Here is an 18,656-nt window from a genome sequence, read left to right on the forward strand (position 1 = left end):
CCGGCATCCCGTCCCCGGCGCTCCGGTGTACGGCGGCGATCAACCCCGGTGTGGTGCCGCGCGGTTGCTGGCCCTGTAACCAGCGGGTGACCGACGCCTTGTCGTAGTGGGAGTCGCTGCCCTGGCGGCGGCCCAGTTCGTTGACCCGCAGGGCGAGGGAGGCGTAGGAGCAGCCCGCGTCCTTCAGGGCGGCCGCCAGTGCCGTGTTGGCCCCGGCGGGGCCCTTGGCCGCGCCGCTCGGTCGTCCGTCGGTCACGGTGACGGTGCAGGTCTCGCATCACGGTCGCCTGCGGTGCCGCGCCCCGTCTGTCGGCAGGTCAATTCCCTTACGAGGAAGCGCAGTTGTGCGGTCTTCGCTGCTGCCTGTGCGGCGGTCACTCGATCACTATGGTGTCCGCCGGGCTCGGCACGCAACCGGCGATCCGATGTATTCGTCCGGTCCGCGAGGCGGGCTGGGCCCGCCTCCGTGAACCCCCCTGTGGGCCGTACCTGTTGCCGACCTACGAGTACGTCAACGCGCTGGAGCGCGTCCGCCGGGGCCGCACCACTACGTCCGCACAACCGGACATCCCGCCCGCACACTCCCGCCGCGCGGGCTGTCCGGCGACACTGGGGGGATCGGTCCTCCTGGAGGGAGCGGCATGCGCACCGGCCCTTGTTCCGAGGTGCGGGAATGACCTTCCACCAGGTTCCGCACCAGGCCCTCCACCACACTCTCCGCCACGCCCTCGCGCAGTGCCGGACCCTCGTCGTCGAAGGCCCCGACGGCATCGGCCGGGGCGCCCTGATCGCCGGACTGGCCCGCCAGGGGTTCCTCGTCCGGCGTGCCCGCGGACCGCTGCACCATGTGGACCCCACCCAGCCGTACCGTGAACTCCTCGCCGCACCGGGCCGGTTGGCCGTCGACGGAAGTCTCGTCCATGAACTGGTCTACGGTCCGCTGCGCCGCGGGCGTTCCCGGGTGACCTGGATCCAGGCCCTCGATTTCGCCGAGGCGGTGGCGGAACGCGACGGCGCCCTCCTCCATGTGACGGGCGAGACGGACGACGCCGAGGCCGTGGAGGGATTCGGGCGCGCTCTGCGCACCCTCGGCCGGCACGTCCCCGTCATCACCCTCGACGCCCGTGACAGTGGCCTCCCGGTCCGCGAACCCGCGCCCGCGCCCACCAGCAACCAGGCGCGCCCACAGGTGAACTGACGGCCGGTCGGCGGCCGATCGCCTGCCGAACGGCGGGAGACACCGAGTGGCGGACAATCGGCCGTACCCCGGCCAGGACGGTGTGGTCCGCAGGCCCTGCCTCAGGCCCCTTGCACCGGCTGGATGTTCTGGTTGACGCGGAAGAGATTGGCCGGGTCGTAGGCGGCCTTGGTCCGGGCGAGGCGGGGGTGGTTCCCGCGGTAGCCGGCCCGCACCCTCTCCTGTCCTTCGTCCATCATCATGTTCACATAGGCCCCGCCCGCGGAGTACGGGTGCAGTGCGTCGGAGTACTCGACGCTCCAGTTCTTCACGAGTTCCGCGTTGGCCGGGTCGGAGTCGACGCCCGCGAAGACGGAGGCCCAGCCCGTGTCGCGGTAGCCCCAGGCGGTGTCCGTCGGCGCGACGTCGTGGACAGCGCCGTCGATCGGGTACAGGTGCATCCCCGATTTCCAGGTCGGCGGTTCGGCACCGAACCTGGCGTGCAGTGCGACGGCCTCGTCGGGGATCTCGTCGACGAAGTCCGCGCGCCAGTACCACTGGTCACCGGGGGGATAGACCGCGTCGAAGGCCGACTGCAGTACGGGGTGGGGCATCGGCGCCGGTGCGTGCAGCAGCGGTGCGGGCAGCGCGGAGAGGAGGGGCGCCATCTCCGTGGCCGCGAGCTCCGTGTCGTCCCCGACGCGGCACCACATGACGCCGCAGACACCGCGTAGACGGAGCTCCTCGGGGAACGGCGGGGCGGGCGGGACGGATCCGAACATGAAGAAGCCGTTCAGCTCGCGGGGCGCGTGCGGGATGAAGTCGCGGTAGGCGGCCAGGACGTCGGCGCCGAGTTCGGCGGGCCAGAAGGTGGGTCCGGCGACGACCGTGCTCACCTCGTGCAGCCGGAAGAGGAACGAGGTGACGACTCCGAAGTTGCCGCCGCCCCCGCGGATCGCCCAGTACAGATCGGGATTCTCGGTGGCGCTCGCCCGCACCTGATCACCGCTCGCCAGGACGAGGTCGGCCTCCAGGAGGTTGTCGACGGTCAGCCCGTGGGCGCGGGTGAGGTGCCCGAGGCCTCCGCCCAGCGTGAGACCGCCGACTCCCGTCGTGGAGACGATGCCGGCGGGCGTGGCCAGGCCGTGCTCGTGGGTGGCACGGTCGACCTCGCTCCACACACAGCCGCCGCCGACGCGTGCCGTGCGGGCCTTCGGGTCCACCTCGACGTCCTTCAGCGGTGCGAGGTCGAGCACCACGCCGTCGTCGCAGACTCCCAGGCCCGCGCCGTGATGCCCCCCGCCGCGCACGGCGAGGGGCAGCCCGTGGTCGCGGGCGAAGCCGACGACCGACGAGACGTCCTCGGGTGCGGTGCAGCGCGCCACCAGGGCGGGCCGCCGGTCGATCATCGCGTTGTAGACCGTGCGCGCCCGGTCGTACCCGGGGTCGTCGGGTCCGGTCAGCCGACCCTCGAATCCGGTCAGCTCCTGTCGCGCTGCCTGTGCCGGCGTGATGGACATGCGCATCCCCCGGGTCCGGGGCCGGTTGCGGGGACCCCGGTGGCCGGGGTCCTCGCTCCAGTGTCACTCCGATGGGTGCACGGCGCCCGTTCTGCTCGGCGCACCCGGCTCAGCTGCCGGTGGTGTCGCCTTCGGCGGCCCGCGGGGACCTGGACAGCAGCAGCAGACTGCGTGCTTCGAGGTGGACGTCGGTATCGGCCTTGCGCTCCCGCTCGTCGGGGAGGACCGCGGGGTCGGCGGTGTCGATCCGTGCCGTCCATCGTTCACCGTATTCGGCACCCGGAAGGCGGAAGACGACCGGCTCCCAGTAGCTGTTCAGGAGCAGCAGGAAGGAGTCGTCGACCACCGCGCCGCCGTACGGGTCGGGCTCGGCGATCGCGTCGCCGTTGAGGAACACGGCGACGGCGTGCGCGTCGGCGCGCCGCCAGTCCGCGTCCGTCATCTCGCGCGCGTCCGGCCGCAGCCACACCAGGTCGGGCAGCGGTTGACGCTCGTGCGTGGCCGTGTCGCCGAGGAAGAAGCGGCGGCGACGCAGCACGGGGTGAGCGGCGCGCAGCGCCACTGCACGCCGGGTGAACTCGATGAGTTCGCGCTGCTCGTCGTCCAGTCGCCAGTCGATCCAGGACAGTTCGTTGTCCTGGCAGTAGGCGTTGTTGTTGCCCTGCTGCGTGCGGCCCAGTTCGTCGCCGTGCGCGAGCATCGGGATGCCCTGGGAGAGCAGCAGGGTGGTGAGCAGGTTGCGCTGCTGGCGGGCGCGGAGTTCGAGGATCGCCTCGTCGTCGGTGGGGCCCTCGGCACCGCAGTTCCAGGAACGGTTGACGCTCTCGCCGTCCCGGTCGCCCTCGCCGTTGGCCTCGTTGTGCTTGTCGTCGTACGAGACGAGGTCGCGCAGGGTGAATCCGTCGTGCGCGGTGACGAAGTTGATTCCCGCGCGCGGCCGGCGCCGGTCGTGCTGGTAGAGGTCGGCGGATCCGGTCAGGCGGGAGGCGAACTCACCGAGCGTGTGTTCGCCGGAGCGCCAGAAGTCCCTTACCGTGTCCCGGTACTTGCCGTTCCACTCCGACCACAGGGGCGGGAAGTTGCCGACCTGGTAGCCGCCGTCGCCGAGGTCCCATGGCTCGGCGATCAGCTTCACACGTCCGACGACCGGATCCTGCTGGATCAGGTCGAAGAACGCCGAGATCCGGTCCACGTCGTGGAACTGCCGCGCGAGCGTGGCCGCCAGATCGAAGCGGAATCCGTCGACGTGCATCTCCGTCACCCAGTACCGCAGCGAGTCCATGATCAGCTGCAGTACGTTCGGGTGCCGCGTCAGCAGGCTGTTCCCGGTGCCGGTGGTGTCGTAGTAGTGCGCGGCGTCCCCCTCCACCAGACGGTAGTAGGAGGCGTTGTCGATGCCGCGGAAGGAGAGCGTGGGGCCGTTCTCGTTGCCCTCGGCGGTGTGGTTGTAGACGACGTCGAGGATCACCTCCAGGCCCGCCGCGTGCAGCGCCTTGACCATCGACTTGAACTCGGTGACCTGCTCTCCGCGGGTGCCGTGCGCCGCGTAGGCGTGGTGCGGGGCGAAGAAGCCGATGGTGTTGTAGCCCCAGTAGTTGGACAGGCCCCTGTCCCGCAGGAAGCCGTCCTGGGTGAACTGGTGCACCGGCATCAGCTCGACCGCGGTCACGCCGAGCGAGGTCAGATGCCCGACGACGGCCGGATGGGCCAGGCCCGCGTAGGTACCGCGCAGTTCGGCGGGGATGTCCGGGTGGGTTCGGGTCAGACCGCGCACATGGGCCTCGTAGATCACCGTCTCGGCGTACGGCCGCAGCGGTGGACGGTCCTCGCCCCAGTCGAAGGCCGGATCGGTCACCACGCCGAGCATGGTGTGCCCGGCGCTGTCCGCGGGATCGGGCCCGTCGGCCGCCCGCTCGTAGAGCGAGGCGTCGTTGTCGATCTGTCCGTCGACCGCTTTCGCGTACGGGTCGAGGAGCAGCTTGGCCGGGTTGCAACGGTGTCCGGCGTCCGGGTCCCACGGTCCGTGGACCCGGTAGCCGTAGCGGCGGCCCGGCCCGACATCGGGCAGTCGGCAGTGCCACACGTATCCGTCGACCTCGGTCATCGTGACGGTGCGCGAGGCACCGTCGTCATCGACCAGAACGAGGTCGACCCGTTCGGCGGCTTCGGTGAACAGGGCGAAGTTGGTGCCTTCGCCGTCGTATGACGCCCCCAGCGGGTACGGGCGTCCGGTCCAGGTGCGCACCTGATCACCGTACGGTGATCGCGGCCTCCGTGTCGTTTCGTGCCGCCGCGAAGGCGGGCACGGGCAACGACAGCGCCCGGGGTGTCCGGCACGCCTCCCGCAGGCTCGGCACGGGGCCGACCGGGACCAGGGGGGCGCGTTCGGCGGAACGGGCCCGCCAGGAGAACCAGATGATCTTTCCGCCCGCGCCCGTGGCACAGCAGCCCCAGTTGTCACTCAGGGCGGCGATTCGTGCGAGACAGCCCTGGGGTGCGTTGTGCGGGCGGATGTCCTGGTCGTTGTCCGAGACGGCGGTGATGAGGTGTTTGCCGTTCCACCACATCTCGACGGTCGTGTTCTTGTCGGCCGAGTGCTGGGCGATGGTGTCCAGCAGCGATTCGGCGCAGTGGCAGACGGACTCGACGAGGAACTCGAGGTTCCAGTACCGGAGATGGGCGGCCATAATGCGTCTGACCTGTCCCACTCGGTCCGGATTGACCTCGACGTCGAGGTGGTAGTAGCAGGGAACTGCAGATTTCATCTTCGTTGGCTCCTCACCGGCGAAGCTCCTGCTCCCTCTCGTCCTTTCCGGACGAGCCCCGAATACGAAGCGTGAGTGTTGGTCGCTCCTGAGTAAGTCCAAGGATGCGAGTGCTACTCCGTTCGTGCAACACGAGAGCACTCCTGACCGCTCCTGGTGTAGTTGAACAGCCAACAAGACGCTTCGTGGTGACACAGGCACCATGAGTGAGGGCGCCGGCCTCGATGACAGGCCGGTGCCCCTCTGTACACGCCCGCCCCGCACCAGCCGGACGGGCCCGTGCGCAGTCCTGGAGAGTGGAAAGGTGACCAGCGCCATGCTGCTGCCTGCCAAAGCCGAGGTCGCCAGGCACCTGGAGGAATACCGGGCCTGGGAACGTCTGCTGCTCGTGGCCCCCATGGACCACGCGGTGCGGGACGACTTCGAGAACTCGGGGTACACCCTGTGCGTCCTGATGGGGAAGCGCTGCGCGCGGGAGGCCGTGGACGCCGCCGAGCAGTATCTGCGCGGCGGTGCGCGGGCTTTGGGCACTTCGAAGGCGCAGGCCGCCCCCTCGGCGGCGTCGGCTTCGGCCACCACGTACGGGACGGGAGCACGCCGTCCGCGGACTCCCGGGACGGTCACGGCCTTCAGGCCGGCTGAACGGGCCGTACGGCCGGGGGGTGTCCCTGAGACGGGGCAGTGATCGGGACGTTCCCGGACAGCTGTGAACGGCAGGCGCGATCGAGAACGGCGGAGGCGAACGACATGGACGCACACCCGGCCGACGGCCGTGACCCGGTCGACCCCACTCCGGTCGACCGGATCCCGGTCGTCGACGTCCACCCGGTGGTCGAGTGCGGGCGTCGCCCCGCCAAGGCGGTCTGCGGGGAGAGCTTCCAGGTCACCGCGACCGTCTTCGGTGAGGGCCACGACGTGGTCGGCGCCAATGTCGTCCTGCGCGATCCGACGGGGCTGGCCGGCCCCTGGACCCCGATGCGCGAGCTCGCTCCCGGTACCGACCGGTGGGGCGCCGAGGTCACGCCGGATTCCGTGGGCCACTGGACGTACCTGGTGGAGTCCTGGAGCGACCCGGTGGCCGCCTGGCGCCTGGCCGCCGGCATCAAGGTCCCGGCCGGCATCGACACGGAGCTGATCCTGGAAGAGGGCGCCGCGCTGTTCGAGCGCGCCGCGGCCGGTGTACCGGACCCGGACGGACGGTCGGCGGTACGGGCCTCGGCCGAAGGCCTGCGCGACGCGTCGCAGCCACCGGCCACCCGTCTCGCGGCCGCCCTGACCCCTGAGGTGACCTCCGTTCTGTCCGCCCACCCACTGCGCGAACGGGTCTCCCGCTCGCTGCCGCTGCCTCTGCTCGTGGAGCGCGAGCGGGCGCTGTACGGCTCCTGGTACGAGTTCTTCCCGCGTTCGGAGAGCGGACAGCTGGACCCGTCCGCCCACGGCACGTTCCGCACCGCCGCCGAACGCCTGCCCGCCATCGCGGAGATGGGCTTCGACGTCGTCTACCTCCCGCCGGTCCACCCCATCGGCACGACCTTCCGCAAGGGCCCCAACAACAGCCTGTCGGCGAGCCGTCGGGACGTCGGTGTGCCGTGGGCGATCGGCTCTCCGGAGGGCGGCCACGACGCGATCCACCCGGCTCTCGGCACCATCGACGACTTCGACGCGTTCGTCCGCCGGGCGGCGGATCTGCGTCTCGAGGTCGCCCTCGATTTCGCGCTCCAGTGCTCCCCCGACCACCCGTGGGTGGAGAAGCATCCGGAGTGGTTCCAGCACCGCGCCGACGGCACGATCGCGTACGCGGAGAACCCGCCGAAGAAGTACCAGGACATCTACCCGATCGCCTTCGACCAGGACATGCCGGGGCTGATCGCCGAGTGCGTGCGGCTGCTGCGCTTCTGGATGGATCACGGTGTCCGGATCTTCCGCGTGGACAACCCGCACACCAAGCCGGTGGTCTTCTGGGAGCGGGTCATCGCCGAGATCAACCGCAGGGACCCGGACGTGATCTTCCTGGCCGAGGCGTTCACCCGGCCCGCGATCATGGAGAGGCTGGCGACGGTCGGTTTCCAGCAGTCGTACACGTACTTCACCTGGCGCAACACCAAGCAGGAGCTGACCGACTACCTCACCGAGCTGTCGGGCGAGAGCGCCGCCTTCATGCGGCCCAACTTCTTCGTCAACACCCCCGACATCCTGCCCGGCTACCTCCGGCGCGGCGGACGGCCCGCTTTCGAGGCACGGGCCGTGCTGGCCGCCACCCTGTCACCCGCCTGGGGCGTCTACGCGGGGTACGAGCTGTGCGAGAACACCGCGGCCGGGCCGGACAGCGAGGAGTACCTCGACTCGGAGAAGTACCAACTGCGGCCGCGTGACTGGGAGTCGGCCGCGCGCGAGGGCAGGACGATCGCCCCGCTGATCACCAGCCTGAACCGGATCCGAAGGCGCCACGACGCCCTGCGCGCACTGCGCAACCTTCACTTCCACCAAGCCGACAACGATGCCCTGATCGCGTACAGCAAGCGCACGGGCTCGAACACGGTTGTGGTGGTGGTCAACCTCGACCCCCACCACACCCAGGAGGCCACGGTCTCGTTGGACATGCCGCGCATCGGCCTGGACCGGGACGAGCGCGTGCCGGTGCATGACGAGCTGACCGGCGAGACGTACCACTGGGGCAGGACCAACTTCGTCCGACTGGAGCCGGGCCGTGCGCATGTGCTCGCCGTCGGACCGGCACCGCACATCGGAGGGTCACCCACCATATGATCGTCAACGAGCCCGTACCGGACACCTTCGAGGACACCCCGGCCAAGGACCGCGACCCCGAATGGTTCAAACGCGCCGTCTTCTACGAGGTCCTGGTCCGCTCCTTCCAGGACAGCAACGGCGACGGCGTCGGTGACCTCAAGGGCCTCACCGCGAAACTCGACTACCTCCAATGGCTCGGCGTCGACTGCCTCTGGCTGCCCCCGTTCTTCAAGTCCCCCCTGCGGGACGGCGGTTACGACGTCTCCGACTACACCGCCGTACTCCCCGAATTCGGCGACCTCGCCGACTTCGTCGAATTCGTCGACGCCGCCCACCAGCGCGGCATGCGCATCGTCATCGACTTCGTCATGAACCACACCAGCGACCAGCACCCGTGGTTCCAGGAGTCCCGCGCCAACCCCGACGGACCCTACGGCGACTACTACGTCTGGGCCGACGACGACAAGCAGTACCAGGACGCCCGGATCATCTTCGTCGACACCGAGGCCTCCAACTGGACCTTCGACCCGGTCCGCAAGCAGTACTACTGGCACCGCTTCTTCTCCCACCAGCCCGACCTCAACTACGAGAACCCCGCCGTCCAGGAGGAGATTCTCGCGGCCCTCCGCTTCTGGCTGGATCTCGGCATCGACGGGTTCCGCCTCGACGCCGTGCCGTACCTGTACCAGGTCGAGGGAACCAACTGCGAGAACCTTCCGCCAACGCACGAGTTCCTGAAGCGGGTGCGCAAGGAGATCGACACGCACTACCCGGACACGGTGCTGCTGGCCGAGGCGAACCAGTGGCCCGAGGACGTCGTCGACTACTTCGGCGACTTCCCCTCCGGCGGCGACGAGTGCCACATGGCCTTCCACTTCCCCGTCATGCCCCGCATCTTCATGGCCGTCCGCCGCGAATCCCGCTACCCCGTCTCGGAGATCCTCGCCAAGACCCCCGCGATCCCCAACAACTGCCAGTGGGGCATCTTCCTGCGCAACCACGACGAGCTCACCCTCGAAATGGTCACCGACGAGGAACGCGACTACATGTACGCGGAGTACGCCAAGGACCCGCGCATGCGCGCCAACATCGGCATCCGCCGTCGGCTGGCCCCCCTGCTCGACAACGACCGCAACCAGATCGAACTCTTCACCGCCCTGCTCCTGTCCCTCCCGGGCAGCCCGATCCTCTACTACGGGGACGAGATCGGCATGGGCGACAACATCTGGCTCGGCGACCGCGACGCCGTCCGCACCCCCATGCAGTGGACCCCCGACCGCAACGCCGGATTCTCCTCCAGCGACCCCGGCCGCCTCTTCCTGCCCACGATCATGGACCCCGTCTACGGCTACCAGGTCACCAACGTCGAAGCGTCGATGTCCTCACCCTCGTCGCTCCTGCACTGGACCCGCCGCATGATCGAGATCCGCAAACAGAACAAGGCCTTCGGCCTCGGCTCCTACACCGAACTCCCCTCCTCCAACCCCGCAGTCCTCGCCTTCCTGCGGGAGTACAAGGACGACCTGGTGCTGTGCGTGCACAACTTCTCCCGCTTCGCCCAGCCCACCGAACTCGACCTGGGGACGTTCAACGGCCGGCACCCCGTCGAGCTCATCGGCGGGGTCCGCTTCCCCGCCATCGGTGAACTCCCCTACCTGCTCACCCTCGCAGGCCACGGCTTCTACTGGTTCCGGCTTCGCCGCGCGGTCGCCCCGGGCGCCGTCAATCGGCCCTGAGCCATCGCCCGGCAAAGATCGCCTGCCTCTGAAAGGACGTGTCGCCATGCCGAAGACCGCGTTGCACCGTCCGGGCCGCCACGCCCCCGCCGCGCTGCTCACCTCCCTCGGTGATCTGCTGCGGGAGTGGCTGCCGCGGCAACGCTGGTTCGCGGGCAAGGGACGCCCGGTCACCGGCCTGAGCGTGGCGTCGTCGACCGAGCTGTATCCGGGATGTCTGCATCTCCTGGTACACACCGAACACCTGGGCCGGACCACCCACAGCGGATCCGGCACTCCCCCGGCCGACGACTGCTATCAGCTCCTCCTCGGCGCGCGGAAGGTCCTGCCGCCCCGGCTCGCCCATGCCTTCATCGGCCGCGCGAGCGCGGGACCGCTGGCCGACATGAGTGTCTACGACGCGCTCCACGACCCGCGGGCGACGGGGCTGCTCCTGGAACGGCTGCGTACTCCGGGGGCAGCGGGGCCGCTGCTCTTCGAGCGCGACGCGCGCGTGACGGTCCCGGCCGGCCTCGCTCCGCGGCTGCTCGACGCCGAGCAGTCGAACTCCTCGCTCGTGTACGGGGACTCCTTCATCCTGAAGTTCTTCCGCCGCGTCCAGCCGGGCATCAACCCGGACCTGGAACTGCCGTGGGCACTGGCCCGGCAGGGCTGTACCCGGGTACCCGCCCCCGCGGCGTGGTTCGGCACCTCGCAGCCCCGGGAGGCGACGCTGGGGGTGCTCCAGCCGTTCCTGCCGGGCGCCGCCGACGGCTGGACCCTGGCGCTGAAGTCACTCGCCTCGGACCGGGAGTTCACCGAGGAGGCGTACGAACTGGGACGAGCCACCGCCGAGGTGCATCTGGCACTGGCGACAGCCTTCCCCGTCGACGCGCCGAGCCCGCTCCAGCACGAACGGCTCGCCGCCGCGATGAGTGAGCGCCTCGAGGCCACGGCCCAGGCGGTACCCCAACTCTGCCGATATGTACCGGGATTGCGTTCCGCCTTCGACGCCCTCGCGTCACTCGACGTCGCGGCGCGGCCGTCTCAGCGGATCCACGGCGACCTCCACCTCGGCCAGGTACTGAGGGCCGGGCGCCAGTGGTCCGTCATCGACTTCGAGGGCGAGCCGGCCCGTCCGGTCCTCGAGCGACGGCGCCTGCAGTCGCCCGTCCGCGATGTCGCGGGCATGCTGCGCTCCTTCGACTACGCCGCGCGTTCCCGCCGTCCCTGGCGCCCGGAGTGGGCGCACCGCTGCCGGGAGGCGTACGGGGCCGGCTACGCCGCCGCGGCTGCCTGGGATCCGCACGAGGAGCCCGAGCTGCTGCGCGCGTACGAGACGGACCGGGCCGTGTACGAAGTGCTGTACGAGGCCCGCCACCGGCCCGACTGGCTGCCTGTTCCGATGGCGGCGGTCGCTCGTCTCTCCGAGGGTCTCTGATGACCCAGCCCTGTTCCGTGTTCGCTCTCGAGGAGGATGAAGCCGTGGCCGTTTCCACCACCACTGTCGGCGCGGGGCCGGTGGCCCCGTTGGAGGCGGCGGACCGCGCGCGTCTGTTGTCGGGCACCCACCACGATCCGCACGCAGTGCTCGGAGCCCACGAGGTGCCGGGCGGTGTCGTGTTCCGCGTGCTGCGTCCGTACGCCGAGGCCGTGGCCGTGGTGGTCGGCGGGCGGCGTACCGCGCTGACGGACATCGGCGACGGCCTCTTCGCCGCCGTGCTGCCTCTCGACACGATCCCCGAGTACGGGGTGTCGGTGACGTACGCGGGCCGCGAGTCCGAGGTGCATGACCCGTACCGATTCCTGCCCGCGTTGGGTGAGACGGACCTGCATCTGATCGGCGAGGGCCGACACGAGGAACTCTGGCGGGCGCTGGGCGCTCACCCCATGACCCATCAGGGCGTGACCGGCACCCGCTTCACCGTGTGGGCCCCGAACGCCCAGGGGGTCAGGGTCTGCGGACCGTTCTCGCACTGGGACGGCACGGGGTATCCGATGCGGTCGCTCGGCTCCACGGGCGTCTGGGAGCTGTTCGTGCCCGGCATCGGCGAGGGCGAGCTCTACAAGTTCGAGATCACCCGCCCCGACGGCACCCGCACCCTGCGCGCCGACCCGATGGCCCGCCGCACCGAGGTCCCGCCGCGCACATCGTCGATCGTGCACACCTCGCACCACACCTGGCACGACGAGGAGTGGATGGCGGGCCGGGGCGAGCGCCCCGCCCACGAGGCGCCGTTCTCCGTCTACGAGGTGCATCTGGCGTCCTGGCGACCCGGCCTGACGTACCGTCAATTGGCCCAGCAGCTCCCCGCCTACGTCGCCGACCTCGGCTTCACCCACGTCGAACTCATGCCCGTCGCCGAACACCCCTTCGGCGGCTCCTGGGGATACCAGGTCACCGGCTTCTACGCCCCCACCGCCCGCCTCGGCACCCCCGACGACTTCAAACACCTCGTCGACGCCCTCCACCAGGTAAGCATCGGCGTCCTCATGGACTGGGTCCCCGCCCACTTCCCCCGCGACGAATGGGCCTCGCCGCATTCGACGGACGCCCCTCTACGAACACGCCGACCCCCAACGCGCCGCCCACCCCGACTGGGGCACCCTCGAATTCGACTTCGGACGCCGCGAGGTCCGCAACTTCCTCGTCGCCAACGCCGTCTACTGGTGCCAGGAATTCCACATCGACGGACTCCGCGTCGACGCCGTCGCCTCCATGCTCTACCTCGACTACTCCCGCGAACCCGGCCAGTGGACACCCAACGAACACGGCGGCCGGGAGAACCTCGACGCCGTCGCCTTCCTCCAGGAGATGAACGCCACCGTCTACCGCCGCAACCCCGGCGTCGTCACCATCGCCGAGGAATCCACCGCCTGGGACGGCGTCACCCGGGCGACCTCGGACGGGGGGCTGGGATTCGGGCTGAAGTGGAACATGGGGTGGATGCACGACTCACTGGAGTATCTCCAGCACGAGCCCGTCCACCGCAAATACCACCACCACGAGATGACGTTCTCGATGGTCTACGCCTACAGCGAGAACTACGTCCTGCCCATCTCCCACGACGAGGTCGTCCACGGCAAGAAGTCACTCGCTTCCAAGGCGCCCGGCGACTGGTGGCAGCAACGCGCCACCAGTCGGGCCTACCTCGGCTTCATGTGGGCCCACCCCGGCAAACAACTCCTCTTCATGGGACAGGAGTTCGCCCAGGGCGCCGAATGGTCCGAAGCCCAGGGGCCCGACTGGTGGCTCCTGGACCCCGGGTACGGGGCCGAGGCCGACCACCGCGGGGTCAAGGACCTGGTCCGCGACCTCAACACCGTCTACCGCCACACGCCCGCGCTCTGGCAGCGCGACACGGACCCCGCCGGCTTCGCCTGGATCACCGGTGACGCCGCCGACGACAACGTCTTCGCCTTCCTGCGTCACGACGGCGACGGCAACCCTCTCCTCGCCGTGAGCAACTTCTCCCCGGTCGTCCGCCACGCCTACCGCCTCGGCGTCCCCGATTCCGTCCCCGGTTGGCGTGAGACCCTCAACACCGACAGCGCCCGGTACGGCGGAAGCGACGTCACCAACCCCGACGTCGTCAAGGCCGAATCCCGGCCCGCGCACGGCCGTGAAGCGAGCATCCGGCTGACGCTCCCCCGCTCAGCACGGTCTGGCTGCGCCCCGCCTGACCCCGGCCGCGACCCGCCCGCCCGAAGGGCTCGTCGCCGTGCACCGGACGCGACGGAAGCCCTCGGGGGGTGGGGGAAAGCGTGGTTCAGGGAGAGGACGGCTTGCCCGCCGTGCCGATCCAGGTGTGGAACAGCGGGTGGAGGTCCTTGCCGGACAACCGCTCGGAGAGCCGGACGAACTCGGCGGTGGTGCCGTGCCCGGCACGGTGCTCGGTGGCCCAGGTGCGCAGGATGCGCAGGAAGGTCCTGTCGCCGACGGCCGTGCGCAGCTTCTGCAGGGCCATGGCACCACGCGAGTAGACGGGCGTCTCGAAGATGTGCGCGCCGCTGCCGGGATCGGCCGGTGCGAACGCCCACAGGTCGTTGCCGGCCGGCTTGGCGTACAGGGCGTCGAAGGCCTGCTGGGCACTCCTGCCACCGTGCTGCTCGGTGTACAGCCACTCGGCGTACGTCGCGAAGCCCTCGTTGAGCCAGATGTCCTTCCAGGTGGTGAGGGCGACGGAGTCCCCGAACCACTGGTGCGCGCTTTCGTGGACGAGAGTGCTCAGGTCCGGCGCCGAGTCGTACAGGGGCCGCGTCTGGGTCTCCAGCGCGTACCCGACCTGCGGAGCCCGGTCGACGATGGCACCCGCGGCGCGGAACGGGTAGGGGCCGAAGACGCCGCTCTCCCAGGCGAGCACGGAGGGCAGTTTTTTCAGTACGGGTGCCGCGGCACTCGCCTCGCGGGGGTCGACGGCGTTGTAGACCTTGAGACCGTCGGCGGTGGTGTACTCCTCGACCTTGAACTTGCCGATCGTCGCCGTCGCGAGGTAGGAGGCCATCGGCTCGGACTGCCGCCAACGGAAGGTGGTACGGCCGTGGCTGGTCGTCCGCCCGCGCAGAACGCCGTTGGCCACGGCGGTGGTTCCGTCGGGAACGGTGATCGTGAAGTCGTAGGAGGCCTTGTCCTTGGGGTGGTTGTCGGCGGGGAACCACGTCATGGCCCCCTGCGGTTCACCGGCCACGAACGCGCCGTCGTCGGTGGGGATCCAGCCGTCCGGGGAGCCGTCCGGGTCGGTGACCGGCTTGGGGGTGCCCGAGTAGGTGACGGCGACCCGGAACTCCTGGTTCCTGCGCAGGGAGTGACGGGGGGTGATCACCAGTTCCTGTCCGGCCCGGCGGTAGGACGCCTTGACGTGGTCGACGGTGACACCGGTGACCTTCAGCCCCGAGAGGTCGAGGTCGAAGCGGGTCAGCCGCTCGGTGGCCCGGGCGGTGACCACCGCTGTGCCGTCGAGGTGGCCGCTTCGAGGGTCGTAGCCGAGGGTCAGGCCGTAGTGTCCGACGTCGTAACCGCCGTTGCCCGCGAGCGGGAAGTACGGGTCCCCCGCGCCGGAGGTGCCCACGGGACCGGCCGCCGCCGGACCGGCCGCGACGAGCAGGGCCGCGACGGCGGCCGGGATCGCGGCCACGACGGCCTCCCGGCGAAGGACGCTGCTGCGTCTGGTGACCTGCTGCGGGCGTGACGTCACGTTGACTCCTCCTGGGCGACGGTGATCACTGGCGCACAGCCTATGAGGCCGCCCGGCCGGATACCCTCTCCATCCGGTCAAGTTACGTGGCGTGGCCGACCGTTGGAGGTTCCGGTTCCCCGGCGGTCAGCGGGCCAGGCGGCCCAGCAGCGACGAGGCGGACAGGATGCCGAGGGCCGCGGCGACGACGAGGACGCCGTAGTCGAGGGCCAGGTGCGCGTGGGTGCCGAGCAGAAGGCCCCGCAACGCGTCCACCTGGTAACTCAGGGGGTTGACCTTGCTGACGGCCTGAAGCCAGCCGGGCATGACGGCCACCGGATAGAGGGCGTTGGAGCCGAAGAACAGCGGCATCGTGATGGCCTGGCCGATCCCCATCAGCCGGTCCCGGGTGAGCACGATGCCGGCGATGGTCATCGAGAGGCAGGAGAAGAAGGCGGAACCGAGGACGACGGCCACCGCGACGCCGAGCAGCCGCAGCGGATTCCACGTCATCGCGACCCCGAGCAGCGCGGCGATGACGACGACCACGAGCGCCTGGATCAGTGCCTTCACCCCGGCGGCGAAGGCCTTGCCCGTGATGAGCGCCGACCGCGGGGTCGGTGTGACGAGGAGTTTGGTGAGGATTCCGGCGTCCCGTTCCCAGATGATCATGATGCCGTAGAAGATGGCGATGAACATCGCGGACTGGGCGATGATGCCGGGCGCCAGATAGTCGAGGTAGGGGATGCCCCCGGTCGGTATGGCCTTGATCCGGGTGAAGGTCTCGCCGAAGATCAGCAGCCACAGCGCGGGCTGCACCGCCCGGGTGTACAACTCGGTGCGGTCGTGCCGGAGTTTCTGCAGCTCGACCGCGCACATCGCGCCGACCCGGGCGGGCAGCACCCGCCAGCCGGTACGGGCCCGGGGCGGGACCACGAGCAGGTCGAGGCCGCCCGGGTGCGCGAGGTCAGCCGACGCGGGACGCGGTACGGCGGGTGCTTCGGACATCGCTGAAGTCTCCTGACTTGTCGTCGAGGCCGCTGCCGGCGATGTCACGGAAGACGTCCTCCAGCGTGGGCCGTTCACCGCTCCCGGCGCCGCGCCGTTCGGCGAGGCCCGTCCTCAGTTCGTCGGGGGTGCCGAGGGCGCGGACCCGGCCGCGGTGCATCAGCGCGACCCGGTCGCAGTACTGGTCGGCCTCGTCCATGTAGTGGGTCGTCACGAGGACGGTCATCCCGGTGGCGGCGCGTACGGCGTTGATGTGCTCCCACACGCTCGTCCGGGCGATCGGGTCGAGGCCGATGGTCGGCTCGTCGAGGATGAGCAGGCGGGGCGCGCTGACCAGTGCCTGGGCGAGTTCGAGGCGGCGGACCATGCCTCCCGAGTACGTCTTGGCCAGCCGGTCGGCCGCGTCGACGAGGTCGACCGCCGCGAGCGCCTGGCCGACGCGTGCCGCGCGCTCCCGGCGGGAGACGTCGAAGACGCGCGCGAACAGCTCCACGTTCTCCCGGCCGGTGAGCCCGGAGTCGGCGGAGAGCTGTTGCGGTACGTAGCCCAACAGGCGGCGCACCGCCATGCGTTCACGGGCGGCGTCGTGTCCGAAGACACGGACCGTGCCGGCCGGAACGGGCAGCAGTGTGGTGATGCAGCGGATCGCCGTCGTCTTGCCGGCGCCGTTGGGCCCGAGCAGTCCGAACACCTCGCCGTCGCGGACGGAGAGTTCGAGTCCGTCCACCGCGGTCGTGTCACCGAAGGCGTAGGCGAGCCCCGTGCAGGTCACCGCGTCCGTCCGGGAGGCCGCCCCGGTGTCCGTCACGGCGGCCTGCGTCCCGGGCCCGCCCGGCACGGCCGGGGCGCTCCCGGCGTCCGGTCCGGCGGCGGTCGATTCCCCGTCGCCCCCCGGGCCCTTGTCACCGGTCGTGTGGCGCGTCATGTCTCCTCCGCCTCCTCGTGCAGGTTCGCCGCCAGCTCGCGCAGGGCCGGAAGAGCGGCCTCCAGGGCCGCGCGGTCGGCTTCGTCGAGACGGGCGACCTGGTTCCGTACGAGGGCCGCGCGCCGCTCTCGCCAGTCGCGCAGCCGTGCGTCCGCCGCCGGTGTGGGCATGAGCCGCGCGGCACGCCGGTCGGCCGGGTCCGTCTCCCGGATCAGATAGCCGTCCCGCGCCAGTTGGTTGACCAGCGTCGAGACCGAATTGCCCGCCAGGTAGAGCTCCTTGGCGGCCTCGGACACGCCGATGCCCGGGCGTGCCATGACCAGGCGCAACAGGTCGACCTCGGCGCCGCGCAGCCGCGGGGCGGTCATGCCGCCGCGCAGCCGTCGCCGGATCAGCCGCTGCACCCCGGCCAGGGTGTCGGCGAGTGCCTCGGGAAAGCTCTCCGGTTCCACAGAGACGAGAATAGCTCTGTGTCAGAGGTAATTCGGGAAAGGGAGGGTCAAGAAGAAGCGCGGGAGCGCCTCGTCCTTGCGGAGGTGCGCCTCATCCTTGCGGAGGTGCGCCACGTCCTGATTCCGCGCGCAGCCGCCTCCCGGCCAACCCGGTGGCCGTTCCCCCTGGTCGACAGGGCCGCCTCGTGATGGAGTTTCCCCACCCGACGCCGGGCACCAGCCGAAGGAGAACCTCAGTGACCGCGACAGCTACCGGCACCTCGCTTCCGTGGCCCCATGAACCCGTCAGGGTCAGTCTGGTCGGCGCCGGGCCCTGGGCGCGGGCCGTGCACGCCCGCGTCCTCGCCGCCGGACCCGAGACGCGACTGACGGCGGTGTGGGCGCGGCGCGCCGAAGCAGCCCGTGAGACGGCGTCGCCCCACGGAGCGGCCACGGCTGCCCGTTTCGAAGAGCTGCTCGACGGCTGCGAGGCTGTCGCGTTCGCCGTTCCGCCCGCGGTGCAGGCGGAACTCGCGCCCCTGGCCGCGAAGGCGGGCAAGGCTCTGCTGCTCGAGAAGCCGCTCGGGGTGGATCTGGCGTCGGCGCGGCGGGTCGCCGACGCCGTCGCCGAGGCGGGCGTCGTCTCCCAGCTCGTCCTGAGCAACCGCTACCACCCGGCCACCCGGGAGTTCCTGAGCGCGGCGCGGGCGATCGAGATCACCGGAGCGCGTTCGTGTCTCCTGCACGGAGCCTTCCTGGGCGGCGAGTTCGCCACGCCCTGGCGGCTGGAGCACGGCGCCCTGCTCGACCTCGGTCCCCACCTGCTGGATCTCCTGGACGCGGCCGTCGGCACGATCGTCCGCGTCCGCGGTACCGGCGACCCCCGCCGGTGGATCGAGCTGACCTGCGAGCACGCCAACGGGGCCGTCAGTCAGGCGTCGTTGTCGGGGTCGGTCGACCTGGAACCCGGCAGCACCCGTATCGAGCTCTTCGGGCCGCAGCCGCCGCTGGTGTTCGACGCCGCGGGACTCGACGGCGAGGAGATCTGGCCGGTACTGCGCCGGGAGTTCGCGACGGCCGTACGTACGGGGGTGTCCGGACCGCTGGACGCTCGCCGGGGTCTGCACCTGCAGAAACTGATGGACCAGGCGACATCGGGCTGACGTCGCTCGGCGCGGACCCGGGGCGGGCGC

General features: G+C 70.4%; 13 protein-coding genes and 2 pseudogenes. 7 read left to right on the forward strand and 8 right to left on the reverse strand.

Annotated elements, in window-relative coordinates:
- Positions 1-28 precede the first annotated feature (28 nt).
- Positions 29-256, reverse strand: a pseudogene (locus HEP85_RS03440) (hypothetical protein); the annotation flags it as partial.
- Positions 257-673: 417 nt separating this feature from the next.
- Between HEP85_RS03440 and HEP85_RS03445 the strand changes: the two are divergent.
- Positions 674-1,198, forward strand: a complete 525-nt coding sequence (locus tag HEP85_RS03445; protein WP_168526087.1) for a hypothetical protein — start codon at positions 674-676, stop codon at positions 1,196-1,198.
- 101 nt (positions 1,199-1,299) lie between these two features.
- Here the strand turns inward: HEP85_RS03445 and HEP85_RS03450 are convergent, their stop codons facing one another.
- The 3 genes from HEP85_RS03450 to HEP85_RS03460 form a co-directional block, all read right to left on the reverse strand.
- Positions 1,300-2,697: an FAD-binding oxidoreductase gene (locus HEP85_RS03450; protein WP_168526089.1), complete on the reverse strand. Its 1,398-nt coding sequence runs from the start codon at positions 2,695-2,697 to the stop codon at positions 1,300-1,302.
- Positions 2,698-2,806: 109 nt separating this feature from the next.
- On the reverse strand, positions 2,807-4,942 hold the full coding sequence (glgX, locus tag HEP85_RS03455; RefSeq protein ID WP_168526091.1) for a glycogen debranching protein GlgX: 2,136 nt from the start codon (positions 4,940-4,942) through the stop codon (positions 2,807-2,809).
- A 4-nt stretch (positions 4,943-4,946) separates the two neighbouring features.
- Positions 4,947-5,462 carry a pep a2 gene (locus HEP85_RS03460; RefSeq protein ID WP_168526093.1) on the reverse strand — a complete coding sequence of 172 codons (516 nt, stop codon included), beginning with the start codon at positions 5,460-5,462 and terminating at the stop codon, positions 4,947-4,949.
- 316 nt (positions 5,463-5,778) lie between these two features.
- On the opposite strand from HEP85_RS03460, the gene HEP85_RS03465 reads away from it, so the two are divergent.
- From HEP85_RS03465 to glgB, 5 genes and pseudogenes are all read left to right on the forward strand, one after another.
- A complete protein-coding gene (locus tag HEP85_RS03465) occupies positions 5,779-6,147 on the forward strand; it encodes a DUF5133 domain-containing protein (RefSeq protein WP_168526095.1) in 369 nt (122 codons plus the stop codon).
- 62 nt (positions 6,148-6,209) lie between these two features.
- Complete coding sequence (locus HEP85_RS03470) at positions 6,210-8,228, forward strand: alpha-1,4-glucan--maltose-1-phosphate maltosyltransferase (RefSeq protein ID WP_168526097.1); 2,019 nt, start codon at positions 6,210-6,212, stop codon at positions 8,226-8,228.
- The gene (treS, locus tag HEP85_RS03475; RefSeq protein ID WP_168526099.1) at positions 8,225-9,946 is read left to right on the forward strand and encodes a maltose alpha-D-glucosyltransferase; all 1,722 of its coding nucleotides are present in this window, start codon (positions 8,225-8,227) and stop codon (positions 9,944-9,946) included. The genes HEP85_RS03470 and treS overlap by 4 nt, the downstream gene beginning before the upstream one ends.
- 46 nt (positions 9,947-9,992) lie before the next feature.
- Positions 9,993-11,366 carry a phosphotransferase gene (locus HEP85_RS03480; RefSeq protein WP_329525403.1) on the forward strand — a complete coding sequence of 458 codons (1,374 nt, stop codon included), beginning with the start codon at positions 9,993-9,995 and terminating at the stop codon, positions 11,364-11,366.
- 188 nt (positions 11,367-11,554) lie between these two features.
- Positions 11,555-13,609: pseudogene (glgB, locus tag HEP85_RS03485) on the forward strand (1,4-alpha-glucan branching enzyme).
- A gap of 86 nt (positions 13,610-13,695) precedes the next feature.
- Here the strand turns inward: glgB and HEP85_RS03490 are convergent.
- The 4 genes from HEP85_RS03490 to HEP85_RS03505 form a co-directional block, all read right to left on the reverse strand.
- On the reverse strand, positions 13,696-15,120 hold the full coding sequence (locus tag HEP85_RS03490; RefSeq protein WP_369657572.1) for a M1 family metallopeptidase: 1,425 nt from the start codon (positions 15,118-15,120) through the stop codon (positions 13,696-13,698).
- Between the two features lie 126 nt (positions 15,121-15,246).
- Entirely contained in the window at positions 15,247-16,107 is an 861-nt protein-coding gene (locus tag HEP85_RS03495; protein ID WP_168526103.1) for an ABC transporter permease, read from the reverse strand.
- Positions 16,067-17,032 (reverse strand): ABC transporter ATP-binding protein, encoded by a 966-nt coding sequence (locus tag HEP85_RS03500; RefSeq protein WP_168526105.1) that lies wholly within the window; start codon positions 17,030-17,032, stop codon positions 16,067-16,069. The genes HEP85_RS03495 and HEP85_RS03500 overlap by 41 nt, the downstream gene beginning before the upstream one ends.
- A complete protein-coding gene (locus HEP85_RS03505) occupies positions 17,029-17,484 on the reverse strand; it encodes a MarR family winged helix-turn-helix transcriptional regulator (protein ID WP_168526107.1) in 456 nt (151 codons plus the stop codon). Before HEP85_RS03505 ends, HEP85_RS03500 begins: the two co-directional genes overlap by 4 nt.
- Positions 17,485-17,720: 236 nt before the next feature.
- Here HEP85_RS03505 and HEP85_RS03510 point away from each other — a divergent pair, with 236 nt between their 5' ends.
- Positions 17,721-18,626, forward strand: a complete 906-nt coding sequence (locus HEP85_RS03510) for a Gfo/Idh/MocA family protein (RefSeq protein ID WP_248001821.1) — start codon at positions 17,721-17,723, stop codon at positions 18,624-18,626.
- Positions 18,627-18,656: the final 30 nt, after the last annotated feature.

It is taken from the genome of Streptomyces sp. RPA4-2 (assembly GCF_012273515.2).
In the GTDB taxonomy this organism is placed as follows: domain Bacteria; phylum Actinomycetota; class Actinomycetes; order Streptomycetales; family Streptomycetaceae; genus Streptomyces; species Streptomyces kaempferi.